This window comes from Lichenibacterium minor, from assembly GCF_004137685.1.
GTDB classification, from domain to species: Bacteria; Pseudomonadota; Alphaproteobacteria; order Rhizobiales; family Beijerinckiaceae; genus Lichenihabitans; species Lichenihabitans minor.
The window spans coordinates 1-23,762 of sequence record NZ_QYBB01000025.1; the positions used below are offsets into that span (position 1 = coordinate 1).

Genomic DNA, 23,762 nt, shown 5'->3' on the forward strand with positions numbered 1-23,762 from the left:
GCCGTCGTCGACCCAAAAATCCAACCGCTTCCCGACGCCCGCGACACCACACCAGCCCAGGGGAGGTGAGCAATTACGTCTCCATGGCGACGGTTCCGATCTGGTTGATGTTCAAAGGCGGACAAACTTCGTTTCCATCCCTGATGGCTTTCATTACAGCTGTTTTTGTTTTTGGTTGCTTTGTCCACGCTCCTGTCCTGAAAAGCGCCATCGCTTATATGACGACTCAGTTTGTCATAGCGGCAGTGTGTTTCGCGCTGACGGATCACAACCGTGACAATGTTACCCTGATCGTCGAGTTCGCCTGCATGACCGGAACGGTGCTCGTTGTCATTCGGCAGCATTCAGAATTGTTTGCACGGAATATCTCTCAACAGGTAAGGCTCGAAAGAAATAATGAGCAGGTCAGGGAGCAGGCTGATGTGATCGGTCTGCTCCTCAGAGACTTTGAAGAGCAGACCAGTGACTGGTTGTGGGAGACTAATGACGCCTTCTGCCTGCGGTCGCCCTCGGCCCGCTTCGTGCAGGTGTCCGAAGGGCGCGCATCCGCGGTCGAGGGGATGTCCCTCAGGGCACTGCTGACCGACGCCAACGTGGTCGGTAACGCGGAATCCCTGATCGAACTTCAGGGCCATGTCCTGGCTCGCCGTCCCTTCCGCGACATGACGATCCCGCTCGCCGCAGCGGGGGAGCCGCGTTGGTGGTCCATCTCCGGTCGGCCCGTGTTCGATCGAGAGGGGCGTTTCGAGGGGTACCGAGGCGTCGCCGGCGACATCACCACGTCCCGACTCGCGCATGCCAAAATCGAGCATCTCGCCCATCACGACAGCTTGACGGGCCTACCGAACCGTAGCTCCTTCAGTCGTATCCTGGAACGGGCCCTGCACCGGAGCGACCTGTCGAACTTGGCTGTCCTCAGCCTCGATCTTGACGGCTTCAAAGCCGTTAACGACCGTCATGGCCATCCGGTGGGAGACGCCCTCCTGATCGCTGTGGCTGACAGGCTCCAGGCAGCCATCCAAGAGGATGGCGCAGCCTGTACAGCCTCGGTCGCGGGACGCCCGGCTTCGGCGGCTCCTCCCGGTCCATGCCGTTCGATGAGCCGGGCGCCGGCCTCCGTGACGACAAAGATGAAGCTCAAGCGACGCCCGTCGTCGTCGTCCACCACGGCACGGACGGGCTCGCACCAGCCCCGCTTCACGCAGTTGCCGATCGGGCCCATCGTGACGGGCCGGGGCTTTGCGGCGAGCCACCTGAGCAGGACGAGTTCCGCCGGCGTCGGGGCGCGCCGTCTCCGCCTCTTGCGGGCGGGCTCGCCCGGCGACAGATCGTGGTCGAGAGCTGGAGGGACGCCTGCACCGCGTTCGGATTCTCCGCCGCTCACCCCAGCGCCCCCGCATTGCGCGCACTGCCGGGTTCGCGCGGGTTCGCGGTCGCGGCCGACGCGAGATCCAGGTCGTGCCGCAACTGCGACAGCGCCTGCGCCGGCGTCAGGCCGGCGGGCGGGAGGTGGCGCAGGGCGCCGCGCCAGGCCGCCACCGCTCCCGCGAGACCGGCGACCCCCGACAGGAGGTATGCTGACCACGGTGGAAGTCCCAGGACGATGCCGAGGTCGGACAGGCCAGCCAGCAGAACCAGGGGGGAAGCCCCGCAGAGCCCGGCCCCGGCGGCGAGCCAGCCAAGGCTCGATCCGGATTCCGAACATCCCGGCAGGCCCGGCTCATGCCGGCGGTCATCGGTGTGGAGGCGCATGATCCGGATCCAGGGCGAAGCGGTGCGAGGGCTGCGGACGCCGTGATGCCCATCCCGTCCGGCGTCGCCTCCCGAGGGAGGAGCGAGCCCGGATCTGGGCTCGCTCCCCGTCACGTCCTAGCGCGCTGCCAGTGCCAGGGCGGAAGGCGTGACGCGGGCCGCGCCGAGGCTGCCTCCGAAGAACGCCGCCACGGCGCCGATCAAGAGAGCGCCCGCCGCGATGCCGCGTCGTCCTCGCCAGCGGAAGTCAGGAGGGCCATGCCGTGGGTCTTCAACGCCGCGCGTTGACCAGGAGGGCGAGCAGGTAGCCGACCGTGCCGGCCACCAAGAGGGCGGTGAGCGGGTGCTCCCCGACCTCGTCGGCGATGGTATGCGAGCCGCGTGACACGACCCGGCGGCCCTGGCCATAGGCACGCTCGGCGTAGTCGCTGACCGCACCAGTCGCGTCGCGCACGCCGTCCTTGGCCTGCCCGTACAGGTTCTGGGCCGCGCCAGCGACCTCGCGCACGACGCCCTCGGCCTGCGTGCCGTGGTCGCCCGTCAGCCGCCCGGCGACCTCCTGGATCTTGCCGCCGACCTCCTGCGCGCCACCCTTGAGCCGGTCCATGTCCATCATCGTTCTCCTCTGCGGGTCCTGCACGCCAGGCCAAAGCCGGGACATCGCCGAAGGCATGCCGCCCCGGCGTCGCCGACCCTCACCGCGTCAGCCGATGCATTCCGGCGTTCGGGTGATCCGAACCGAGATGCGGGCGAGCTGGAAGGGCGGCGTGCCGTGGTCGAACATGAGATGACGGCGAACGGACCGCAATAGTGCAAATACGCTAGGCTCATAGTTCAAATGAGCGGAAGAAGCCACGGCCGCATCCCGGCTACACGGTCTGCGCTCGTCCGGATCTGTCTGTGCGGGATCCTTCGATCAGCCCGTGCTCGCGCGCGAAGACCACTGCGGCACTGCGCCGGTTGACGCCCAGCTTGCGGTAGAGCGCCGTCAAGTGGTTGCGCACCGTGTTGCGCGAGATGCCGAACTCTTCGGCCATGTTGTCGTCGGTGGAACCCTGCGCGACGCGGACCAGGATTTCGCGCTCGCGCGCCGTCAGCTCGTCGAGCCCGCCCGGAGGCGGCAGAATGGCCGGCGTCGCCCGCAGCGCGGCCAGCTTGTCGAGGATCTTGCGGCTGAACCATGAGGCGTCTGCCATGGCGCCCTCGATGGCCTTCTTCAGCTCGGCTTCCGAGCGCTTGCGGTCGGTGATGTCCTGGATTGTGCAGAGCACCCACGATTCGCCCGAGATCGCCACCGTGTCGGCCGAGATCAGCGCGTCGATCTCATGGCCGTCGCTGGCGCGCAGCCGGCCCTCGAAGCCCCGCACCGTCCCGTCGCGCTTGAGCCGGCGCTCGAACCTTTCGCGCGCGACCCCGTCCACCCACAAGCCGAGCTCGTCGGCCCGGTGATCGTGCAACTCGGCGGCCGTGTAGCCGAACACGGCTGTGAAAGCCTCGTTGGCGTCGGTGATGGTCAGTCCCTCGCGCCGGCCGCGGATGGTCGGGATGGGTGCGAGCTGGAACGATTTCTCGAACTGCTCCTGGCTCTGCTTCAGGTCTTCCTCGGCCTTCCGCCGCGCCTCGAGGTCGGCAAAGGTGAACAGCATGCAGGACACCTTGCCCGGCATCTCGATCGGCTGGCCGGCGACGATCACCCACTTCGACTCGTCGGCCGGCACCCTGAGGCAGGCCTCCATCTGCGGGATGGTCCCGCCCTCGTGAAGCCGCTCGACGGCGAGGTCTCGCCGCTCGGCATCCTTCAGGACGTCGATCTCGTAGACCGAGCGCCCCACCACCTCATCGTGAGCGTAGCCCGTCATCTCCAGGAAACCCCGGTTCACCTTTATGAAGCGCAGGTCGGACAGGCGGCAGATGACGGCGGGCGCGGGATTGGCGTGGAACGAACTCTGGAAGCGCTGCTCGGCCTCGTAGCGCTCGGTCACGTCGGTGATCGTGAGCACGAGGCACTCGGGCTTGTCGTCGTCGTCGGTCAGCACGAGGCTGCGGATGCTGTGCACCCAATCGGCCCGGTCACGTCCCGTGCGCGTGACCTCGACCACGACGTCGTGGACTGCCTCGCCCGCCACGACCCTGTCGATCGGGGCTTGGCCGTCCACGACGGTCTGGTTGTTCCGGTAGGTCAAGGCATAGTTGGTGCGGTAGGCATCGACGTCGGCGCCGAGCTCGCGGATGGTGGTCACACCGTGCATGGCGAGGGCGGCGTCGTTAGCCCAGACGATGCTCTGATCCGGCGCGATCAGGATCACCCCCTCGCTCAGCCCCGACACGATCTGCTGCAGCTGGAACTGCTGCACGCTCTGGTTCACCCCATCCTCCACTGCTGCCTGGCGGCGCCCCGGCGGGCCCGGAACCGCGCCAGGATCGGCTGTCGAATGCTATCGCGGTCCTCGATCATGCCGAGGCTTGTCTGGAACCGCACGGCCACGTTCGAGCCCTCCATGGCGCGGTCCGGACCGCGCCATGGAGACTTCGAATCCGAACAAGGATCACCTCGCCGGCGGCCTTCGCTGCCCCGCAGGGCGCGCCCGGATGACGGCCGGCGGCATCACGGGCGACCTCGCGCAACAGGGAAACGGCATCGTGAACCAGTTTTCCGGCCGAGCGCTCTAAGCTCGGAGTGACGCCCGCGCCGCCTGCCGAGACCTGCGTGCGCCCGCGTCGGACGCCTATGGCCAGGCCACCACGGCGGTCGAGCGCGGCCGGGAGCTGGTGGCCGAGTGCTCCACGACCGAGCGTCCCGGGCCGCCGCCGGTGGCGACAGGGCGCTGGGCCCGCTGGCATCGGCTTCGCCTCGGCTTCCACCGCGGGCCGCCTCTCATCCTGAGCGGATCGCGGGACCGGCGGGGAAAGGGGGCGGGCCGGAACCCACCCTCGCACCCTGATACCGGGCGGCCGGATCAGCCCCTCGTCATTTCTTGACGGCGTCGCGCACCGCGTCCTTGGCCTCGCCGACGCCTTCCTTGGCCTTGCCGGCCATCTTGTCGGCAGCACCTTCGGCCTGAAGCTTGTCGTTGCCGACGACCTTGCCGATGGTCTCCTTCACGGCGCCCTTGGCCTGATCCAGCGCGCCCTCGATGCGGTTCTTGTCCATGACGATCATCCTCGTGTCGAGATGGTTCGACACGTCCATGATGGGGCTCCCCGGAGCGAAGGCAATAGTGCAAAAACGTCAGGATATAGTACGCCTTCTCTATGCGGTCCTCATCGAAGGTCGCCCCGTGCCGCGGTGCCCAGAGATGGGCGACCATCCGCATGACGGGCGGGGCAGCCTTCGAGAAAGGTGAAAAACAGCTGGGAAGACAGAACGATCAACGCGAGAAAGGAAGCAGCTCGGTCCCGGGCGCATCAATAGGGAGGGGCATCGGCACGGCAGACCCTGAAAGGGGCCCGAACAGGACATCGACGCAGGGCGAAGCGACGGGCGGCCCGTCGCCGCGCCGGACTCCGAACTGTCGATAGGGGATCCAGCCCCGGACGCGACCTCGAGCCCACGTCGTCGTTCTCGTTCACGGGACCAGATCGAAGATCGGCGCGCGACCATCGTCGACAGTGGTGATCCGGCTCAGAAAGCGACCTGACCCGCGCCCTTGAGCGACAGGATGGAACGGGCCTCGTCCGGGGAAGCGACCTCGAGGCCAAGGCCCTCGATGATCTTGCGCACCATGCGGACCTGATCGGCGCTCGACGTGGCGAGCCTGCCCTTGCCCGCCCAGAGCGAATCTTCGAGACCGACCCTGACATTGCCGCCGAGCGCGGCCGATTGCGCGGCGATGCGCAGCTGGCTCGCGCCCGCGCCGAGCGTCGACCAGCGATAGTCCGTCCCGAACAGCCGGTCCGCGGTGCGCTTCATGTGCATCACGTCCTCGGGGTGGGTGCCGATGCCTCCCAGGATTCCGAAGACGGATTGGACGAAGAACGGAGGCTCCACCAGGCCGCGATCCGCGACATGGGCGAGGTTGTAGAGGTGGCCGATGTCGTAGCATTCGAACTCGAACCGGGTGCCGTTGTCGGAACACGTCTTCAGGATGTACTCGATGTCCTTGAAGGAGTTGCGGAACACCAAGTCCCGCGTGGCTTCCAGATAGTCCCGCTCCCAATCGTGCTTGAACTCCTTGTATTTATCGAGGAGCTGGTAGAGTCCGAAATTGATGGATCCCACGTTGAGGGACGCCACTTCGGGCTTGAACATCGCCGCGGGGAGCACCCGCTCCTCGACCTTCATGAAGGGGCTGCCACCGGTGGTGATGTTGATCGCCGCGGCGGTCGCCTGCTTGATGCGGGGCAGGAATGACGCGAAGGCCTCCGGCCGCTGGTCAGGCCGGCCCGTCTGCGGGTCGCGCGCGTGCAGGTGGAGGATGGCGGCGCCCGCTTCGGCCGCCCCGAGGGCGTCGGCGACGATCTCGTCGGCCGTGACGGGCAGGTGAGGCGACATGGAGGGCGTGTGGATGGCGCCCGTGACCGCGCAGGTGATGATGACCTTGCGCGAAATGCTGCCGGTGACGCTCGCCGTCATGGTCGGTCCCTCCATTGCGGTCGAGAGCGAGGCACTTCGGCTGCGGCCGGCCCTGGCCGGAGGCCGGTGAGCTCTCCCGCCCGGCTTCATCGCGCCATCGCCGAGGCCTGTCAAGCATCGTGATCACAGATCACAAATCTGGCAGGGCTTCGGCGTTGTCGCCCCGCGGCGGTCGTGCGAAGCAGGTCTGCGGATTGGAGCGAGCGCCTCGGCGCTTCTGCGAAAGGGTTTTCCAGGGAGATGGGTGACAGGGTCCTTCCGGTCGATGTCAGCACCGTCCAGGAGCGCGTGTACCTCGAAGTCCAGGCCGCGTTGCACCAGGGCCGGTTCATGCCCGGCGAGGCCGTGACGATCCGGTCGCTCGCCCAGGCGGTCGGGACCAGCCCGATGCCGATCCGGGGCGCCATCCAGCGCCTCGTCGCCGAGAAGGCCCTCGTGCAGCTCCCGAACAGGACGTTCCGGGTCGCGCCCTTCGACCTCGACATCCACGCCGAGCAGACCCGGATCCGCTGCGCCGTCGAGGGATTCGCGGCCTATCGAGCCGCGATCCGCGCACCCGCAGGTCTCGTGGACGAGCTGAGGGATGCGAACGGCACCATGCGCGGCGCGGTCGCGGCCGGCGACACGGACGGCGTGCTCGACGCGAACCGGCAGTTCCACTTCGCCCTCTACAGAGGAGCCGAGTCGTCCCAACTCACCGAGATGATCACGCAGTTCTGGCTCCGCTCGGGCCCTTTCATCGCCATGGCGCTGCGGACGCCGGAATCCCGCACGATGTTCGAAGCGGGCACGCGCCTTCACGACAGGATCATCGACGCGATCGGGAAGCAGGACCCGGACGGCGCACGCTTCGCGTTGGCGCTCGACATCCGTGCGGCGGCGGCGTGGTTCCGAAGACGCTACCGGTCCGAGCAGTCGGACCCGGGGGAAGGTAGCCCCGCGGCGTGACCTCCGCCGCCGTGCGGTTGCATCCCATCCGAACGATCCGACGCTGAAGCCCCGCCGGCCCGCGCGCCCGCGGCGTCGCGCCCGCGGCACATCGAGCTGCTTCCCACGTAATCGTGATCTGTGATCACAGTTGTTGACACGGCTCGCAGGTGCCTGCACTCTCGGCAGCGATCGTCGGCTCGACCTGACGTTTCTGCGCATGAATCACGACGAGGGAGGACGGCGATCGCCAAGCCGCGCGGACCCCACGGAGCCCTCGCAAGATCGTCGTGCGACGGGCGTCCAGGGGCGCGCGATCCGGCGGTCTCCGGGTTCGGTGGCGGAGCGAAGCTCGGCGGCCTTTCTCCCTCCCGGCAGCGCCCCGTTCGAGCCGGCGAGGCGGTCGCGACGACGGGACAGTCGCCCCGGCCTGCAGCGTGGTCGGCCCCGGAAGCCGGTGACAGGACTCGAACATGACGCCCGACAGCGCACCGTCGAACACTGACGAACTCCCTCCTGAACATCGCGCAGGGACGCGGACGGTCATGCGTCGCCTGCTGCCGCTCATGTTCGGCATCTACTTCCTGTCGTTCGTCGACCGGACGAACGTCGCCCTGGCCAAGTCCGCCCTGGATTCCCAATTGGGCATCACCGCCGCGATCTACGGTCTGGGCGCCGGGATCTTCTTCCTCGGCTACGCCCTGCTGGAGGTGCCGAGCAACCTCATCGCCTACCGCGTGGGTCCGCGCCGCTGGATCGCCCGGATCGCCATCTCCTGGGGCGTCGTCTCGGCCGCCATGATGTTCGTCCAGGGCGAGTGGTCGTTCTACGCCCTCCGTCTCGTGCTCGGGATCACGGAAGCGGGCCTGTTCCCGGCGCTGATGTACGTCACCACCCTCTGGTTCGCCCAGAAGGACCGGTCCATCGCCATCGGCTGGATCTACACGGCTCCGGCGCTCGGCCTGCTCCTTGGCAACCCCCTCGGCGGGCTCATCCTCCGGCTAGACGGGCTGTCCGGCCTGCGGGGCTGGCAATGGCTGTTCCTCCTCGAGGGCGCCGCGACCGTGGTCTTCGGCGCGATCCTGTTGTTCGTGTTCCCCGACCGGCCGAGGGATGCCAAGTGGCTGAGCCGCGACGAAGCGGAGGCCGTCGAGCGCCATGCGCTCGGCACCGGCGCACGACCACACCATTCCGGCACCTCCGGCTGGATCCGGGCGGTCAGGGAGCCGAGCACGGTCCTCATGGGGCTCGTCTACTTCTTCAATCAGGTCGGCTTCGTCGGCCTCTACTTCTTCGCCCCGTCCATGGTGCAGCAGATGCAGGTCTCGAACCCGGTGCTGGTCGGGCTCCTGTCCAGCACCGTGGGGTTCGGCTTCCTGCTCGGAGTCCTGGTCCTGCCGCGGCTGCACCGCCGCGCCCGAAGCGATTTCCGCTTCCTCGGCGCCGCCACCGCGGGGCTGGTCGTCACCTCGGGCCTGTTCATGGCCGTATCGGCGCCTGGACTGCGGCTGGCCCTGTTGGCCGCGACGGCCTTCTTCGCCGGCGGTATCCTCCCGATCTACTGGGCGGTCGCCATGAAGCGCCTGCGCGGCATCGAGGCCGCGGCCGGCCTGGCCCTCATCAACACGGTCGGGCTGCTGGGCGGCTTCGCCGGGCCCTACCTGTTCGGATTGGCCGAAGCGCGCACCGGCACCAGCGCCTCGGGCTACGCCATCATCCTGCTGACCGCGATCGTCGGCCTCGTCCTCATCCCGGTCCTGGCGCGGGTGTCCGCTCCAGGCCGGGTCGAGGCGCTGCCATCGGCGGCTTTCACGGGCGGCGAGACCCGGTCGAGGCCGTAGGTCGGCGACCGACGACGAGAGGGGAGGGCGGCTGACATGGCCATCTGCGAATTGCTGAAGCCGAGGGCAGGGCTCAAGGTCCTGATCACCGGCGGGGCGGCTGGCATCGGCGCGGCGATCGCGAGCGCCTTCGCCGAGGCGGGCAGCCGGGTCTTCGTCTGCGACGTCGACGCGGAGGCCGTGGCCGAAACCAACGCGCGCGGGAACGGGATCCGCGCTTCCGTGGCCGACGTCGCCCGGGTGGGCGACGCGGACCGCATCGTCGCCGAGAGCGTCGACGCTCTGGGCGGTCTCGACGTCCTGGTCAACAATGCCGGCATCGCCGGGCCGACGGGCCGGATCGAGGATGTCGATCCGCGGCAATGGGACGGCACGGTCGCGACCAACCTGAACAGCCAGTTCTACTTCCTCAGAAGCGCCGTACCGCACCTCAAGCGATCGGATTCGGCGAGCATCGTCGCCCTGTCGTCGGTCGCCGGGCGCCTCGGCTACGCGTTCCGCACGCCCTATGCCTCGACCAAATGGGCTATCGTGGGCCTGACGAAGTCGCTCGCGATCGAACTCGGTTCGGACGACATCCGCGTCAACGCGATCCTGCCGGGGATCGTCGCCGGCCCCCGCATCGACCGGGTGATCGAGGCTCGGGCCCAGGTGAGCGGAACGAGCGTCGAAGCGATGAAGGACACCTACCTGTCCAAGGTTTCACTCCGCAGGATGGTGACGGTGGACGATGTCGCAGCCCTCGCGCTCTTCCTCTGCTCGCCGGCCGCAGCCAACATCACGGGTCAGGCGATCAGCGTCGATGGAAACGTCGAGTATCTTTGAATCACGGTGACGCGTGAGGTGAGCAGCGTTCTGATCGCAGCCTCCACGCCGTTCATCGTCGGCGCGCTCGGGCCGCGACGATGCAGCTCTGGGTGATCGCGAGCTACGTCGCGCTGTAGCAATGGTGACGATCGTCAGCGCCTCCTCACGCGCCGTGACGAGGCGAAGCCTCGCTGAGCACGGCCCTGATCCTGTCCAGACCGGTTCGACCGTCGGGTTTCGACGGCGGCCGCGCGACGCGGGTGCGATCCGGGGAGCCTTCGCTTCAGGGCAGCTATGGTCCAACGACCGGAATGGGCGGAAAGCGGAACGACTGTTTCGAACCTGTCTCGGCGGCATGGCGGGCATAGGGCGCATCACGCGCTTGACGCGTATCGCTTCGATGTTACATTGCCTCCAATGAGCGTTACAAAGCAGTGCGTTCAGGCCTGAACGTCCCAAAAAAAAAGGACGTCAGGGTGGAGGGAGCGCGCAATGAGTGTGCGACATCACGTGTCGGCGCCGGGTGATATGCATCCGACCGGCGGGGGTGAGCCAAAACCGGCTCTCGCCTTCAATAAGCTGTGCAAGGGTTTCGACGGCATTCCCGTGTTGCGGGAGATAACAGCCCGCTTCATGCCCGGTACCGTCAACGTCCTGGCCGGAGAGAATGGGGCGGGCAAGTCCACCTTATTCAAGATCATCTCCGGTCAGCTCGCCCCGGACAGCGGCATACTCGCTGTCAAAGGCAGGCCTGTTCTCGTCTACGATCCTCGCCATGCTCTCGGGCTGGGTATTTCGATCATCCCGCAAGAGCTGCTGCCGATCCCAGACATGAAGGTGTGGCAGAACCTGCTCGTGGGACGTGAGCGCACGCGGTCGTTCGGCTTTCTGCGTCGGCGGGAGATGGTAGAGCAGGCGCGAAAGTCGCTCGAAGACTTCAATCTCGATATCGACCCCGAGATGCCGATGCGCCGCCTCGGTGTCGCCGCGACACAGATGATCGAGATCATCAAGGCTACGTCGCGCGACAGCGATTTCGTGTTGATGGACGAACCGAGCTCGTCGTTGAGCTCTCGTGAAACCGAGGAACTGTTCCGCGCCATACGCATGCTGCGAGCTCGAGGCGCCTGCATCCTTTATACGAGCCATCGGATGGAAGAGATCGAACAGATCTCCGACACGGTGTCCATCATGCGCGACGGCGTCTTCATCCGCCAGGCGCCCACGAGATCACTCACTGAGCGGCAGATCATCGCCGACATGGTCGGTCGCGATATCGAAGACCTTTTTCCGGGCCGCACCGTCTCGGCGCGTCGCGAGCCCGTGCTGGAAGTGCGAGACTTCCGGGTAGCGGGCTACGCTGCGCGGACCGCCTTCACCGTGCATGCGGGCGAGATCCTGGGCCTCGGCGGTCTCGTCGGGGCGGGACGCAGCGAGTTGCTGGAAGCCCTGTTCGGCCTGCGAAAGGCAGAAGGTCAAGTTCGTCTCGACGGAAAGCCCTTGGCGCGTGCGTCTCCGGCGGAATCGATCCGGCGGGGCATCGCCTTCGTACCGGAAGACCGCAAACTCGCCGGGGTCCTGACGTCTCAATCCATCCTCGACAACGTCACGCTCCCCCACCTCGGCGCTTTCACGGGCGCGGGGGGCTTCATCGACAATGCGGCCCGTCGCGCCCGCAGTCTCGACGTCTTGAAGCGAACCCGCACCAAATATGCCCGGCTGGGACAGGTCGTGGCGCATCTGAGCGGCGGAAATCAGCAGAAGATCGCGCTGGCTCGCTGGCTCGTCACCGGCACCCCGCGTCTCCTGATCCTCGACGAGCCGACACGCGGCATCGATGTCGGCGCGCGCAGCGAGATTTATCGGCTGATTCACGACTTGGCGGAAACCGGCGTCGCAGTGCTGCTCGCCTCATCGGACATGCCCGAACTCATCAACCTCAGTCATCGCATCCTGGTCATGCGCGGTGGCGCTATCGCGGGCGAACTGCCCCGCGACGCTGTCGACCAGGAAAGCATCCTGCGCCTCGCCATGGGAAAGACAAGAGATGCGGCCTGATCGCGCCACACTGTCACCGGCGGAACTCGGTCCCGCGGCGTCCCGCGTCGACGTGAAGGCGCTGCTGCTGCGCTACGCGCTCGTCCTGGTGCTGTTCGTCTTCGTGGGCGTGCTCGGCGTGTCGAACGCCAGCTTCTTCACGCTGTCTAACTTCAACGTCGTGCTGCTCCAGGTTTCCACCAACGCGTTGCTGGCCACCGGCGCCACCTACGTCATCCTCACGGGCGGCATCGACCTGTCCGTCGGCAGCGTGGTGGGCCTGTCAGGCGTCGTCGCCGCGATGGTGGCCCAGCGCGACGGAGTGCCCTGGACGGTGGCCGCCGTGGCGTCCGGCATCGCCGCAGGTGGCGCCATCGGCCTGCTCAACGGGCTGCTCGTGGCCGTGGCCCGCGTGCCGGCCTTCGTGGCGACGCTCGGAACGATGACCATCGCGCTCGGCATGGCCTATGTGCTGAGCGACGGCCAGCCGATCTCCGGCCTGTCGGACGCTTTCCTGGCGGTGAGCGACCAGCTCTACGGCTTTCCCGTGCCCGTCCTCCTGATGGTCACGGTCGTGCTGGCCTCTTGGCTGCTGCTGTCCCGCACCCGGCTCGGCCTGCATATCTACGCGACCGGCGGCAACCCTCAGGCGGCGCGTGTCGCGGGCGTGGACCTGCGCGGCATCCGCCTGACCGTCTACACGTTCGGCGGGCTCCTGGCGGGCCTCGCCGGCGTGGTGCTGGCATCCCGCGCCACGGCCGGCATCGCCACCACCGGCACGGGCTACGAGCTCAACGCCATCGCGGCCGCGGTGATCGGCGGCATCAGCCTGATGGGCGGCCGCGGCTCGATCTTCGGCACCGTGTTCGGCTTCATGATCATAGGTGTTCTGGACAACGGCCTGAACATCCTCAACGTTTCGCCCTTCTACCAGCTCATCATCAAAGGCGCGATCATTATCGGCGCAGTCTTCATCGACTCGACGCTGAACCGGAAGGACGACTGAGCCAGTCCTGCCGAGACACGAGGCTCACAGAGGGAACAACCATGAAGACGTCCAAGCGTACCGGCCTCAAGGCCGTCCTTGCCGCCACGGCGGCCATGCTCCTCGCGACCCCGGCCTTCGCCGACAAGGCCAAGCCGGTGATCGGCTTCACGGTCTACGACATGTCGTCGTTCATCGCCTGGGGCAAGCAGGGCGCCGAAGCCATCACCAAGGCCAATAACGGCACCCTGCTCTGGCAGAGCGCCCACAACGACGTGAACGCGCAGATCTCGCAGATCCAGCAATTCATCAACCAGAAGGTCGACGTCATCATCATTGCGGCGGTCAATTCCGCCACCCTCGGTCCGCAGATCGAGCAGGCCACCAAGGCCGGCATCCCGGTGATCGCCACGAACCTCACGATCTCGGGGCCGGAGGCCGCGAAGCTGGTGTCCTACGTGGGGCCCAACGACATCGGAGCCGGCGAGCAGGAAGCCCAGGCGGTGGTCGACGCGCTGAAGGGCAAGGGCAACGTCGTCGTGATGCAGGGCCCCGTCGGCCAGTCCGGCGCCATCGACCGCACCAAGGGAATCCAGAACATTCTCGCCAAGAACCCCAACATCAAGCTCATCGCGATGCAGCCCGCGAATTGGGAGCGCACCCAGGCCTACAAGCTGATGCAGGATTGGCTGTCGCGCTACGGCGGCCAGATCGACGGCCTCATCTCGGAAAACGACGACATGGCGATCGGCGCCATCCAAGCCCTGAAGGAGAAGGGCCTCGCCGGCAAGATGCCGGTCGCGGGCGTCGACGCCATCAAGGACGGGCTGCGAGCCATCCGGTCCGGCGACATGATCGAGACCAACCTCCAGAACGGGGCGCTCGAACTCGGCATGGCCGTGCAGGTGGCCGTCGATCACGTGCAGGGCAAGCCTGTTCCGAAGGAGGCCATGCTGCAGATGCCCGGGATCACGAAGGTCGACGTCGACAAATTCTACGACCAGCTTTTCGACCATTCGGACAAGTTCATCGAAGGCTTGCCGGAGCTGATCAAACGGAACATGGCATCGGGCCAATATGCCAACGAGTGAGGGCGGCCGAGCCGCCGAGTGAGGGCGGATGAGCGATGCCAGATCGAAGAGTGTCGACCCGGTCCGCAGCGCGGGCGCGATCGAGAACCGGCGTAAGCTGATGCTGGAGCAGATCGTCCGATCTGGCTCGGCACAGGTCGAGGAACTGGCGTCGCGCTTCGGGGTCAGCCGGATGACGGTTCACCGCGATCTCGACGCCCTCGCCGAGCGGGGCACTGTGCGCAAGCTGCACGGCGGCGTCACGCTTCACGAGTCGAGCTCGGTGGAAAGCAGCTTCACCTATCGAGCTCACCTCGCGGAACGACAGAAGCTCGCCATCGCCCGCGCGGCGGCGGCGCTCGTTCAACCCGGTCAGTCGATCATCCTCGATGAATCGACAACCACGTTGTGCCTCGTCCCGCACCTCGCGAGCAAGACGCCCATCACCGTGATCACGAACGGCATGGCCATGATCGACAAGATGAAGGACGCGCATGGCGTCCAACTCATCTGTCTCGGGGGCGCTTATGACGCTCGGCTGAACGCCTGCTTCGGGCGTGTCTCCGAAGTCGCCGTCGCTTCGCTTCGGGCCAACATGCTGTTCATGTCGACCTCGGCGGTCTTCGGGGACGGCGCCTATCACCAGGACGAAGTCGTCCTTCATACGAAGCGCGCTCTGATGGCTGGCGCCCAGACCGCGGTGTTGATGGTCGACAGCTCCAAATTCGGCGTGACGGCGCTGCACCGCATGACGAGCCTCGATGCCTTCGACGCCGTTATCACCGATTCAGGCCTTCCCACGGAGGAGCGCGAGCGGCTGCACGATGCGGGCGCGAAGCTCACCGTGGTGGAGTGCTGACCCTTCACCTCGAAATACAGGATGTCCTCGTGCTCGAACTGTCTCCCTACGACCGAGCCTTCTCGCTCAACGGTCTGACCGCACTCGTCACCGGCGGGGCGAGCGGCATCGGCTTCGCCATCGCCAGCGCTTTCGCGGCCCGGGGGGCCAGGGTGGCTCTGGTCGACCGGGACTCCGGCACGGCCGAGGTCGCGGCTCGGCTCGGGGCCCAGCACATCGGCCTCGCCGTGGACGTCGCACAGGACGACGCACCGCGCCGCGCCGTCGATGAAGTCGCGGCGCGGTTCGGTGCCCTCGACATCCTGGTCAACAACGCGGGGATCGCTCGGCTCGCGCCCGCCAGCGAGGCGACCCGCGCCGACTGGGACCTCACGATGGCGGTAAACCTCACGGCACCCTTCCTGTTTGCCCAGGCGGCCGGCGCCCACATGGTAGCGCGGGGCCGGGGGCGCATCATCAACATGGCGTCGCAGGCGGCCAGCGTCGCGCTGCAGTCCCACGTCGCCTACTGCACCAGCAAGGCGGCCCTGGTCGGCATGACGAAGGTTTTGGCGCTCGAATGGGGCCCCCACGGCGTCACCGTCAACGCGATCAGCCCGACGGTGGTGGAGACCGACCTCGGCCGCAAGGCCTGGGCCGGCGAGGTCGGCGACGCCATGCGCCAGTTGATCCCATCGCGGCGCTTCGCCCAGCCCGACGAGGTGGCGATGGCGGCGCTCTACTTGGCGAGCCCCGCGGCCGCGATGGTCAACGGCGCCGACCTCGCCATCGATGGCGGCTACACGATACAATGAAGGGGAGACCGGCCATGAACAGGATCATCGATGATCCCGACGACGTCGTCGAGGACGCCCTCGTCGGGATCAGGGCGGCCCACCCCGACCTGCTCGTCGGCACGGATCATCCACGCGTGATGCGGGCGGCGGGGCCGGGCAACGCCGGCCGCGTCGGCATCGTCACGGGCGGGGGCTCGGGGCATGAGCCGGCTTTCGTCGGCTACGTCGGCCCGGGCCTCCTCGACGCGGTGGCCATCGGCGAAGTCTTCGCGTCCCCGACCGCGCGGGCCTTCGAAGCCGCCTTCAAGGCCGCGGACGGCGGCCGCGGCGTCGCCTGCCTCTACGGGAACTACGCCGGCGACAACATGAACGTGAAGATGGCGGTGAAGCTCGCTGCGCGCGACGGGCTGACGGTGAAGACCGTCGTGGCCAACGACGACGCCGCCTCGGCGCCATCGCACGACCGCGGCAGGCGCCGCGGCGTGGCGGGCGAGATCCTGATGTGGAAGACCGCGGCGGCACTGGCCGCCGAGGGCGCCGACCTCGACGCGGTGATCGCAATGGCGCAGAAGACGATCGACGCCACGCGCAGCGTCGGCATCGGCCTGTCGGCCTGCACGATCCCGGCGGCCGGCAAACCCAATTTCTCGATCGCCGACGGGACCATGGAGGTCGGGATCGGCCACCACGGAGAACCCGGCATCGCGGTGCGGCCGATCGAGCCGGCGCGCGCGATGGCATCCACGATGATGGATACGGTGCTGGCGGACCTGCCCTTCGGGCGGGGCGACGACGTCGCCGTGCTGGTGTCTGGCCTCGGCGCCACGCCGGTGATGGAGCTGTACATCCTTTACCGCCACGTGGCCGAGATCCTGGCCGGTGCCGGGATCCGGGTCCGCCACCGCTTCGTCGGCAACTACTTCACCTCGCTCGAGATGATGGGGGCGTCGGTGACCCTGACCCGGCTCGACGGGGAACTCGACCGGTTGCTCGCCCTCCCGGCGCGGTCGATCGGCCTCACCGTGATGGGAGATGCGTGATGGCGGACACGATCGATCTCCTGGCCGCCGGCCCGATCCTGGACGACATGGTGCGAACCATTGTCGACAACGCCGACCGCCTCAACTCGCTCGACGGAGCGACCGGTGACGGCGACCATGGCGTCAACATGAGCAAGGGCTTTCGGCGCACCGCGCAGAAGCTCGCGCTCGCTCCGCAAGGTTTGGGCGATGGCTTCGGCATGCTCGCCGAAACGCTTCTCGACGAGATCGGCGGATCCATGGGGCCGCTCTACGGTAGCTTCTTTCTCGACATGTCGACGGTTCTGCGAGGGCGTACGACGCTCGACCGCGAGGGCTTTGCCACCATGCTGCGGGCGGGCGTAGCTGCCGTCGTGGACCTCGGCGAGGGGCAGCTGGGCGACAAAAGCCTCGTCGACGTGCTGGTGCCGGCACGCGACGCCTTCGAGGCGGCAGCCGCGCGACATGACAGCTTTTCGGGGTGTTTGGCAGCGATGGATGCGGCGGCAGAGCAGGGCTTCGAGGCGACCCGCGACTTGGTGGCCAGAATCGGCCGCGCGAGCCGGCTCGGCGAACGATCCCGCGGCCACCTCGACGCCGGTGCTGCATCCTGCCGCCTGTTGCTGCATGCGCTGGCCGAAGGCTTGGAGCGGCAGCTGGCCGACAGAGTTGGAGCGGCCTGAACCGCCGTAGCGATGAGGAACGTCCGATCGGGCGAGGAAAACCGGAGAACAGCGGGATGAAAGCCTTGGTGCTGGAACGGACGCGGGAGCTGAGCCTGCGCGACATAGACCTTCCCCTTGTCGTCGGACAGGGGGACGTCAGGATCGCCATCGATACCGTCGGGGTCTGCGGCAGCGATGTTCATTACTACACGCACGGGCGCATCGGCTCGTTCGTAGTCGAGGCGCCGATGGTGCTCGGGCATGAGGCCGCCGGCACGGTCGTCGAGGTCGGCGCGGCGGTGACCTCACTCAAAATCGGTGATCGCGTCTGCATGGAACCGGGTATCCCGGACCTCTCATCGCGGGCATCGAAACTCGGCCTCTACAATGTCGATCCCAAAGTTGCCTTCTGGGCGACGCCGCCGATCCATGGTGTGCTGACCCCCGAAGTCGTCCACCCGGCAGCGTTCACCTACAAACTTCCCGACAACGTGTCCTTCGCCGAGGCCGCGATGGTGGAACCCTTCGCGGTCGGACTTCAGGCTGCCGTGAAAGCCAAGATCCAGCCCGGCGACACCGCCGTGGTGGTCGGTGCGGGGCCGATCGGCATCATGTCGGCGCTGGCGGCTTTGGCCGGAGGTTGCTCGCGTGTCATCGTCTCAGACCTCGTCGACGAGAAGCTCGCCATAGCTGGCCGGTATCCTGGGATCGACACCGTCAACATCCGCAGGGACGATCTACGAGAGCGTGTGAGGCAGGGCACCGATGGATGGGGCGTCGACGTGGTGCTCGAAGCGAGCGGATCGCCCAAGGCCTATGACGGGCTTCAGGATCTCCTCCGCCCAGGCGGTTGCCTCGTGCTGATCGGGATGCCGATCGAACCTGTGAAGCTCGATATTTCGTCCATAGCCTCGAAAGAGATCCGCATAGAGACCGTCTTCCGCTACGCGAACGTGTTCGACCGCGCCTTGGCCATGATCGCGTCCGGCAAGGTCGACCTCAAGCCCCTGGTATCCGAAACTTTCCCATTCGAGCAGAGCGTCGCCGCGTTCGAACGTGCTTCCGAGGCGCGATCCACAGACGTAAAAATACAGATCAAGATGTAGATCGATTCACCGCTCGATCGCTTTTCGCGAGCCGCAATATTCGGCGCAAATGCATATGGCGGAGCACACTTCGATTCGTGGAGTCGGCTCCGACGTATCTGTGAATCGGCCCACAGCATCGAATGGCGCACAGAGTCTTGCAGTTTGTTTTAAAAATATAAACACGTGAACTCCTGAATCGCCTGGACACAGCGCTGGTGTTCGGGTCCGCTTGCGTCCTGTTTCGAGGGTGGCCGGCGATGGCGTTTGGGCTCGCGATCGCGCGGCATGGACCGACAGTCGCTGCGCACCGCTTCAATGCAGACGGCCCGGACGGTCTGATCGACAAGCCCCGGAGCGGCCGTCCGGCCCGGCTGGGCGAGGATCCGTTGCAGGAGTCGGGCGCGATCGTCGCGACAGGCCCCGATCTCGAGACCGACGGCGTCGTTCGGTGGCGCTGCGTGGACCTGCAACGGGTCACCGCGGAGAAGCACGATGTCGTCCTTGGCGAGGAATCTGTCGGCTGCATCGCGCGTACCCGTCGCTTCCGCCACGTGTCGGTGCGCCCGCAACATCCCAAGAGTGATCCCGCAGCGCAGGACTTTTTAAAATGGCTTCGCCGCCGCCGTGACCAGCCTGCTGCCCGCGACGGCAATCGGTCAACCTTTGGAGATCTGGTTTCAGGACGAGGCACGCGTGGGCCAGAAGGGCACGCTGGCCTATATCTGGGCGCGATGCGGCTCGCGGCCGCGCGCTCTGGCGGAGCCGCCGCCCGACGGTGGCTTGTGGTCGAGCCGCAAGGTGGCCGACGTGATGGCGGCCCATCTCGGCCTGGAGCGCGTCTTGTCCCAGCGCGACTGGGAAACGCTGAAGGCGCTCGCCTGACCGCTGCAGCGGCCTCGGCCCAGGAACCCGAAATCCGCTACGGCCGAAGAGGCCGCGGTATCTCAAAAAAGCTGGCGGACGTCGTCGCCGAGGAGGCGGCCGCCCATCCCGGCACGCCGGTCGAGGTGTTCTGCACAGACGAGCACCACCTCGGCCTGAAGCCGGTGCTGGGCTCGGTGTGGGCCCCCAAGGGACAGCGTCCGACAGCCCTCGGCCACCATCGCTTCCAATGGCTCCACGTGACGCCCTCGTGTCGTCGTCCTTGGGCGGGAAGCTCCTCATCGACGTCCAAGCCTGGATGGGCGTGCCGTCGACGCTGAAATGGTCCTGCGACAGCAGCCGCTTCCTCCGTGGGATGGCCAGCAAGGCGATCAGGAAGGCTGCCGCCACGCAGCCCCCCGAGCGAGCGGTCGCGGTTCTTGGAAAAGGTCGAGGCATCCACACGGGGGCGTCGACGCCGAGCCGCACGAACCAGCGGGACGGGAGGTCGACGTCGAGCTGCTCGATGAACCGGCGCCCGGAGCGCACCGAGTAGAAGGCCTGCAGCAGCATGGCCCGCAACAGCTGCTCGGGCGGGATCGAGGCTCGGTCGATCTCCAACGCAGATCCCGCCGAAGCGCCCGTCGAGCGACGACAAAGCCTCGTTCGCCAGAGCTCGGGTCGCACGCAGGGGATGATCCGAGCGGGCGCGCTTTCGGAGCGGTCAGCTCCCGGCGCGCTCCCGCCATCGAGCCGCGTAATCGCTGAAGCTCGCGTCCGAAAAAGACCTTCGATCGACCAGCGTCGCCGGGTAGGGTTCGTGCTTCCCCGGGCCGGCGAAGAGGCCGGCGGCGCCGGAGCTCGTGCCGGTCGCGCCGGGCGAGACCAGCACCGGGCGATCGGTGAGCCGTGCCAGGGCGTCGAGGAACAGCGCGTTGCGGGCGAAGGGGCCCTCGACGGTGGTGCTCCCCGCCGCGCCGAGCAGGTCGAGGCAGGTCGCCGTCATCAGCGCTGCGTAGAGGCTGGCCGCCGCCGTCCGCTCCGGCGCGGACAAGCTCGCCGGATCGGTCGACCAGCGGCCCGCCGCGACCGGGAAGGGGCCGCTGCCGGGCGCGAAGCCCGGCCAGGCCATCACACGCCGCTCCAGCACCGACGCCACGCAGGCCGCGTCGGGCACCTCTGCCCGCCCCTCGGTCAGCCTGTCGAACTCGCGCCCGCCCATGAAACGGGCGGAGGGCACGGGCCGGCCGTGGGCGTCGACGTTGGCCAGCATGTCCCGCGACGCGTCGAGCCGGTGAAGCGCGCCGCCGACCGCAAAGGCGACGACCCAGGTCCCCGTCGACACGATCGCCTGGGGGCCGGTCCGGTGCTGGATGTGCGGCAGCAGGGACGCGTTGGAGTCGTGGACGCCGCAGCAGACCGGCACGGCGGAGCGGAGGCCGACGCGGGACGCGACCGCGGGCCGCAGCGGCCCGAGGACGTCGAAAGCGGAGCGCACCGGCGCCATCAGGCCGCCCCATCCCATGCGGCCGACGAGCGACGAAAAGGTGCCCAGACCCGGCGCCCACAGGTCGGTGTGGCAGCCGAGCGAGGTCGCCTCGGTGGCGGCGACGCCGGTCAGGCGCCACGCCCAATATTGCGGGTAGGTCAGGAAGGCGGAGGCGCGGGCGACCGCGTCGGGGAAGGCCCTCGCCTGCCAGAACAGCTGGGCGCCGAGGTTCAGCCCGCCCGGCAGCCGCGGCGAGAAGGTTTCGTCGAACGCGGGACGGGACCGCTCGTAGTCGTCGGCGACGGCGTTGGGGCCGTCGTGTTCGTAGTCGAGCACCGGCAGGGCGAGCCCATCGGCGCCGACCAGCGCGCCCGTGGCGCCGTGCGTGGCGATCGAGATCGCGTCGACCCCGACCGCGGCGGCGGCGTCCGCCAGGGCGTCGACCAGGAAAGCGTCGATGGTGCCGATGTCGGCGTGCGGGTAGCGGTCGTCGGTGCGGACGCGGTTCGGCACCGAGCGGGACCAGACCTCGCCGCCCTCGGCGGCGTCGACCACGACGAGCTTGACGTTGGTCTTGCCGACGTCGAGCACCGCGACCCTTCGGAAAGGCGCGGCGCTCACGGCAGGTCGAACATCGGGGCGAGGGGCAGCACCGTCGGCGCGCCCGACGGCTCCGTGTCCATGAGGTCGGCCATGTGGACCCACCAGCGGCGCATCAGGGGATGATCCGGCAGGGCGTCCATCGCGTGGTCGCGCCGCCGCCAAAGCACGGCGAAGAGCAGGCCCGTGCCGGGCTCGAGGTGGATGGAATAGTCCGACACGCCGGCCCCGCGCAGCAGCCCCGCGAGCTCGGGCCAGATCGCGTCGTGGCGGCGGCGGTACTCGTCCGCGCAGCCGGGCTTCAGCCGCATCGCGAAGGCGTGCTTCTCGTGCGTGTTCGGGTCGCGGGGGGCGGGATCGACGCTCATGCCGTCCTCCGCCGGCGCAACGCCCGGCCGACCAGGATCGGCAGCGCGATGGTGCCGATCAGCATGGCGCCGACCACGATCGACATGACGATGCCCGGCACGTTCAGAAGCCCGAGCCCGTAGGTGACGAGCCCCATCACGAAGGCGGCGATGACGACGCCCGGCATCGTGCCGGAGCCGCCCTGGATGCTGACGCCGCCGAGCACCACGATCGTGACAACGTCGAGCTCCCAGCCGAGCGCGATCGAGGGGCGGGTCGAGCCGAGCCGCCCCGTCAGCATCACGGCGGCGAGCCCGGACGCGAGGCCGGTGAGCACGAACAGCACGACGCGGATGCGTCCGACCCGCAGGCCCGAGAACAGCGCCGCGAAGGCGTTGCTGCCGATGGCGCGCACGGCGCGGCCGAACACCGTGCGGTGCAGCGCGACGCCGGCGACGGCGGACAGCGCGAGGAAGCAGGCGAACTCGACGGACAGCGGTCCCCAAGCGTAGCCCTGGCCGAACCAGGCGAAATCGGCCGGGTAGCCCTTCAGCACGCCGTCGCCGAGCGCGAGGTAGCTCAAGCCCCGGTAGAGGCTCATCGTGCCGATCGTGGCCATGATGGAAGGCAGCCCGAGGCGCGCGACGAGCAGCCCGTTGAACAGGCCGCAGGCCGCTCCGACGCCCAGCCCCACGGCGACGAGCCCCGGCGTGCCCAGCCCGGCCGCCGCCGCCTCGCCCATCGCGGTGGAGCACAGGGCCACGATGCCGCCGACCGACAGGTCGATCTCGCCCGCCATGATGACGAAGGCCATGGCGAGCGCGACGATCGACTTCTCGGTGAAGTTGAACGTGGCGTCGCTGAGGTTCCAAACGTCGAGGAAGTAGGGCGACGCGAGGGCGTTGGCGACGAAGACCGCCGCCGCCACGGCGAGCAGCAGGGCTTCCCAGCTCGTGGCGAAGCGGCGGAGCGGGGACACGAGGCGGTCCGGAAGGATGCGGGGCGCCGGGACGGCGGACCCGGGTGCGGCCTGGAGCGTCATGGCTTCACTCCGCGACCGCGGCGGGCGCGGGTCGAGACGCCCCCGGCCGGAGGATGATCCGCCCGCGGCGGCGCTCGGCACGGGTGTTCAGCGCCACGGCGGCGATGATGATGGCGCCCGAGATCGCCATCTGGGCGAAGGGCGACACGTTCACGACCGGCAGGGCGTTCTTGATGGTGCCCAGGAACAGGGCTCCCAGGACCGCGCCGCCGACCGATCCGATGCCACCCGCGATCGACACGCCGCCGATCACGCAGGCCGCGATGACGTCGAGCTCGAAACCCGATGCGACATCGACGTAGGCGACCGCGTAGCGGGCGACCCACAGGTAGCCGCACAGGCCCGACAGCAGGCCGGAGAAGCAGAAGGCGAGGAAGCGCGCCCGGCCGGCGTCGATGCCGGCGTAGACGGCGGCGGTGGGGTTGCCGCCGACCGCGTACCAGCTCCGCCCGACGCCGGTGCGGCCGAACACCACGACCGCCAAGGCGACGGCCGCGACCGCCGTCCAGCTCAGGACCGGCACTCCGATCACCTCCGCCCGCGGCACCGACAGGAAGGCCGGGGTGAACTGGAAGCTGTTGATCCAGGCGCCACCCGACAGCACGAACGCGAGGCCGCGGTAGATCGTCAACGTTCCGAGCGTCACCACGATGGGAGGGATGCCGAGCAGCCACACCAGAGCCCCGTTGACGGCGCCGAGCAGCAGGCCGAGGCCGAGTGCCGTCGCCACCAGAAGGGCGAGCGGCACGCCCGGGTGGTGCGCGTCGATCAGCGCCACCGTCATGCCGGTCAGCGCCACGTTGGCGGCCACCGACAGGTCGACCGAGCGCGTCAGGATCACCGCCGCCTGGCCGAGCGCCATGACGATCAGGATGGACGTGTCGTTGAACACGCCGCCGAGGCTCCTGGGCGTCACGAAGGACGGGAAGCGGGTCGCCACCACGGCCAGGAGGGCCGCGAGGGCGACGACGAGCAGCATCTCGCGCCGGGCGAGGAAGGCCCGGAGGTCGACGCCGTCGGGCG

Annotated in this window: 22 protein-coding genes and 2 pseudogenes; 13 read left to right on the top strand and 11 right to left on the bottom strand. The window is 68.0% G+C overall.

What is annotated here, in order from left to right; translation table 11 throughout:
* A partial coding sequence (locus D3273_RS28830) for a hypothetical protein (RefSeq protein WP_207210826.1) occupies window positions 1-344 on the bottom strand: 344 nt, incomplete at its 3' end.
* A 216-nt stretch (window positions 345-560) separates the two neighbouring features.
* Between D3273_RS28830 and D3273_RS29985 the strand changes: the two are divergent.
* Window positions 561-977, top strand: a pseudogene (locus D3273_RS29985) (diguanylate cyclase domain-containing protein); the annotation flags it as partial.
* Window positions 978-1,380: 403 nt separating this feature from the next.
* Here the strand turns inward: D3273_RS29985 and D3273_RS18605 are convergent.
* From D3273_RS18605 to kce, 5 genes are all read right to left on the bottom strand, one after another.
* The gene (locus tag D3273_RS18605; protein WP_129228399.1) at window positions 1,381-1,752 is read right to left on the bottom strand and encodes a phage holin family protein; all 372 of its coding nucleotides are present in this window, start codon (window positions 1,750-1,752) and stop codon (window positions 1,381-1,383) included.
* A 271-nt stretch (window positions 1,753-2,023) separates the two neighbouring features.
* Window positions 2,024-2,368: a CsbD family protein gene (locus D3273_RS18610; RefSeq protein WP_129228400.1), complete on the bottom strand. Its 345-nt coding sequence runs from the start codon at window positions 2,366-2,368 to the stop codon at window positions 2,024-2,026.
* 253 nt (window positions 2,369-2,621) lie between these two features.
* Window positions 2,622-4,118 (bottom strand): PAS domain S-box protein, encoded by a 1,497-nt coding sequence (locus D3273_RS18615; protein WP_129228401.1) that lies wholly within the window; start codon window positions 4,116-4,118, stop codon window positions 2,622-2,624.
* 602 nt (window positions 4,119-4,720) lie between these two features.
* Window positions 4,721-4,903, bottom strand: coding sequence for a CsbD family protein (locus D3273_RS18620; protein WP_129228402.1), 183 nt, complete (start codon window positions 4,901-4,903; stop codon window positions 4,721-4,723).
* Window positions 4,904-5,374: 471 nt separating this feature from the next.
* On the bottom strand, window positions 5,375-6,325 hold the full coding sequence (gene kce, locus D3273_RS18625; RefSeq protein WP_129228403.1) for a 3,5-dioxohexanoate:acetyl-CoA acetone transferase: 951 nt from the start codon (window positions 6,323-6,325) through the stop codon (window positions 5,375-5,377).
* A 240-nt stretch (window positions 6,326-6,565) separates the two neighbouring features.
* Between kce and D3273_RS18630 the strand changes: the two genes are divergently transcribed.
* From D3273_RS18630 to D3273_RS29285, 12 genes are all read left to right on the top strand, one after another.
* Window positions 6,566-7,273, top strand: a complete 708-nt coding sequence (locus tag D3273_RS18630; RefSeq protein WP_129228404.1) for a GntR family transcriptional regulator — start codon at window positions 6,566-6,568, stop codon at window positions 7,271-7,273.
* Window positions 7,274-7,797: 524 nt separating this feature from the next.
* Window positions 7,798-9,093, top strand: a complete 1,296-nt coding sequence (locus D3273_RS18635; RefSeq protein ID WP_207210827.1) for an MFS transporter — start codon at window positions 7,798-7,800, stop codon at window positions 9,091-9,093.
* 36 nt (window positions 9,094-9,129) lie between these two features.
* A complete protein-coding gene (locus D3273_RS18640; RefSeq protein WP_129228406.1) occupies window positions 9,130-9,918 on the top strand; it encodes an SDR family oxidoreductase in 789 nt (262 codons plus the stop codon).
* 474 nt (window positions 9,919-10,392) lie between these two features.
* Window positions 10,393-11,958 (top strand): sugar ABC transporter ATP-binding protein, encoded by a 1,566-nt coding sequence (locus D3273_RS18645; RefSeq protein ID WP_207210828.1) that lies wholly within the window; start codon window positions 10,393-10,395, stop codon window positions 11,956-11,958.
* Window positions 11,948-12,943 carry an ABC transporter permease gene (locus D3273_RS18650; protein ID WP_129228407.1) on the top strand — a complete coding sequence of 332 codons (996 nt, stop codon included), beginning with the start codon at window positions 11,948-11,950 and terminating at the stop codon, window positions 12,941-12,943. The genes D3273_RS18645 and D3273_RS18650 overlap by 11 nt, the downstream gene beginning before the upstream one ends.
* A 41-nt stretch (window positions 12,944-12,984) precedes the next feature.
* Window positions 12,985-14,013: a substrate-binding domain-containing protein gene (locus tag D3273_RS18655; RefSeq protein ID WP_129228408.1), complete on the top strand. Its 1,029-nt coding sequence runs from the start codon at window positions 12,985-12,987 to the stop codon at window positions 14,011-14,013.
* A gap of 28 nt (window positions 14,014-14,041) precedes the next feature.
* Window positions 14,042-14,851 (top strand): DeoR/GlpR family DNA-binding transcription regulator, encoded by an 810-nt coding sequence (locus tag D3273_RS18660; protein WP_129228409.1) that lies wholly within the window; start codon window positions 14,042-14,044, stop codon window positions 14,849-14,851.
* 29 nt (window positions 14,852-14,880) lie between these two features.
* Window positions 14,881-15,645, top strand: a complete 765-nt coding sequence (locus D3273_RS18665) for a GolD/DthD family dehydrogenase (RefSeq protein WP_207210829.1) — start codon at window positions 14,881-14,883, stop codon at window positions 15,643-15,645.
* Between the two features lie 14 nt (window positions 15,646-15,659).
* A complete protein-coding gene (locus D3273_RS18670; protein ID WP_129228410.1) occupies window positions 15,660-16,667 on the top strand; it encodes a dihydroxyacetone kinase subunit DhaK in 1,008 nt (335 codons plus the stop codon).
* Window positions 16,667-17,329 (top strand): dihydroxyacetone kinase subunit DhaL, encoded by a 663-nt coding sequence (dhaL, locus tag D3273_RS18675; protein ID WP_129228411.1) that lies wholly within the window; start codon window positions 16,667-16,669, stop codon window positions 17,327-17,329. Before D3273_RS18670 ends, dhaL begins: the two co-directional genes overlap by 1 nt.
* Before the next feature lie 56 nt (window positions 17,330-17,385).
* Window positions 17,386-18,417, top strand: coding sequence for an NAD(P)-dependent alcohol dehydrogenase (locus tag D3273_RS18680; RefSeq protein WP_129228412.1), 1,032 nt, complete (start codon window positions 17,386-17,388; stop codon window positions 18,415-18,417).
* Window positions 18,418-19,023: 606 nt separating this feature from the next.
* Complete coding sequence (locus D3273_RS29285) at window positions 19,024-19,281, top strand: hypothetical protein (RefSeq protein WP_245501265.1); 258 nt, start codon at window positions 19,024-19,026, stop codon at window positions 19,279-19,281.
* A gap of 258 nt (window positions 19,282-19,539) precedes the next feature.
* Here the strand turns inward: D3273_RS29285 and D3273_RS29990 are convergent.
* The 5 genes and pseudogenes from D3273_RS29990 to D3273_RS18705 all read right to left on the bottom strand — a co-directional run.
* Window positions 19,540-19,981 (bottom strand): annotated as a pseudogene (locus D3273_RS29990) (transposase); the annotation flags it as partial.
* Window positions 19,982-19,984: 3 nt separating this feature from the next.
* Entirely contained in the window at window positions 19,985-21,370 is a 1,386-nt protein-coding gene (locus tag D3273_RS18690; RefSeq protein ID WP_165359566.1) for an FGGY-family carbohydrate kinase, read from the bottom strand.
* Window positions 21,367-21,717, bottom strand: a complete 351-nt coding sequence (locus D3273_RS18695) for an L-rhamnose mutarotase (protein WP_129228415.1) — start codon at window positions 21,715-21,717, stop codon at window positions 21,367-21,369. Before D3273_RS18695 ends, D3273_RS18690 begins: the two co-directional genes overlap by 4 nt.
* Window positions 21,714-22,739 carry an ABC transporter permease gene (locus D3273_RS18700; RefSeq protein WP_129228416.1) on the bottom strand — a complete coding sequence of 342 codons (1,026 nt, stop codon included), beginning with the start codon at window positions 22,737-22,739 and terminating at the stop codon, window positions 21,714-21,716. Before D3273_RS18700 ends, D3273_RS18695 begins: the two co-directional genes overlap by 4 nt.
* Window positions 22,740-22,743: 4 nt before the next feature.
* The gene (locus D3273_RS18705) at window positions 22,744-23,718 is read right to left on the bottom strand and encodes an ABC transporter permease (protein ID WP_129228455.1); all 975 of its coding nucleotides are present in this window, start codon (window positions 23,716-23,718) and stop codon (window positions 22,744-22,746) included.
* Window positions 23,719-23,762 lie beyond the last annotated feature (44 nt).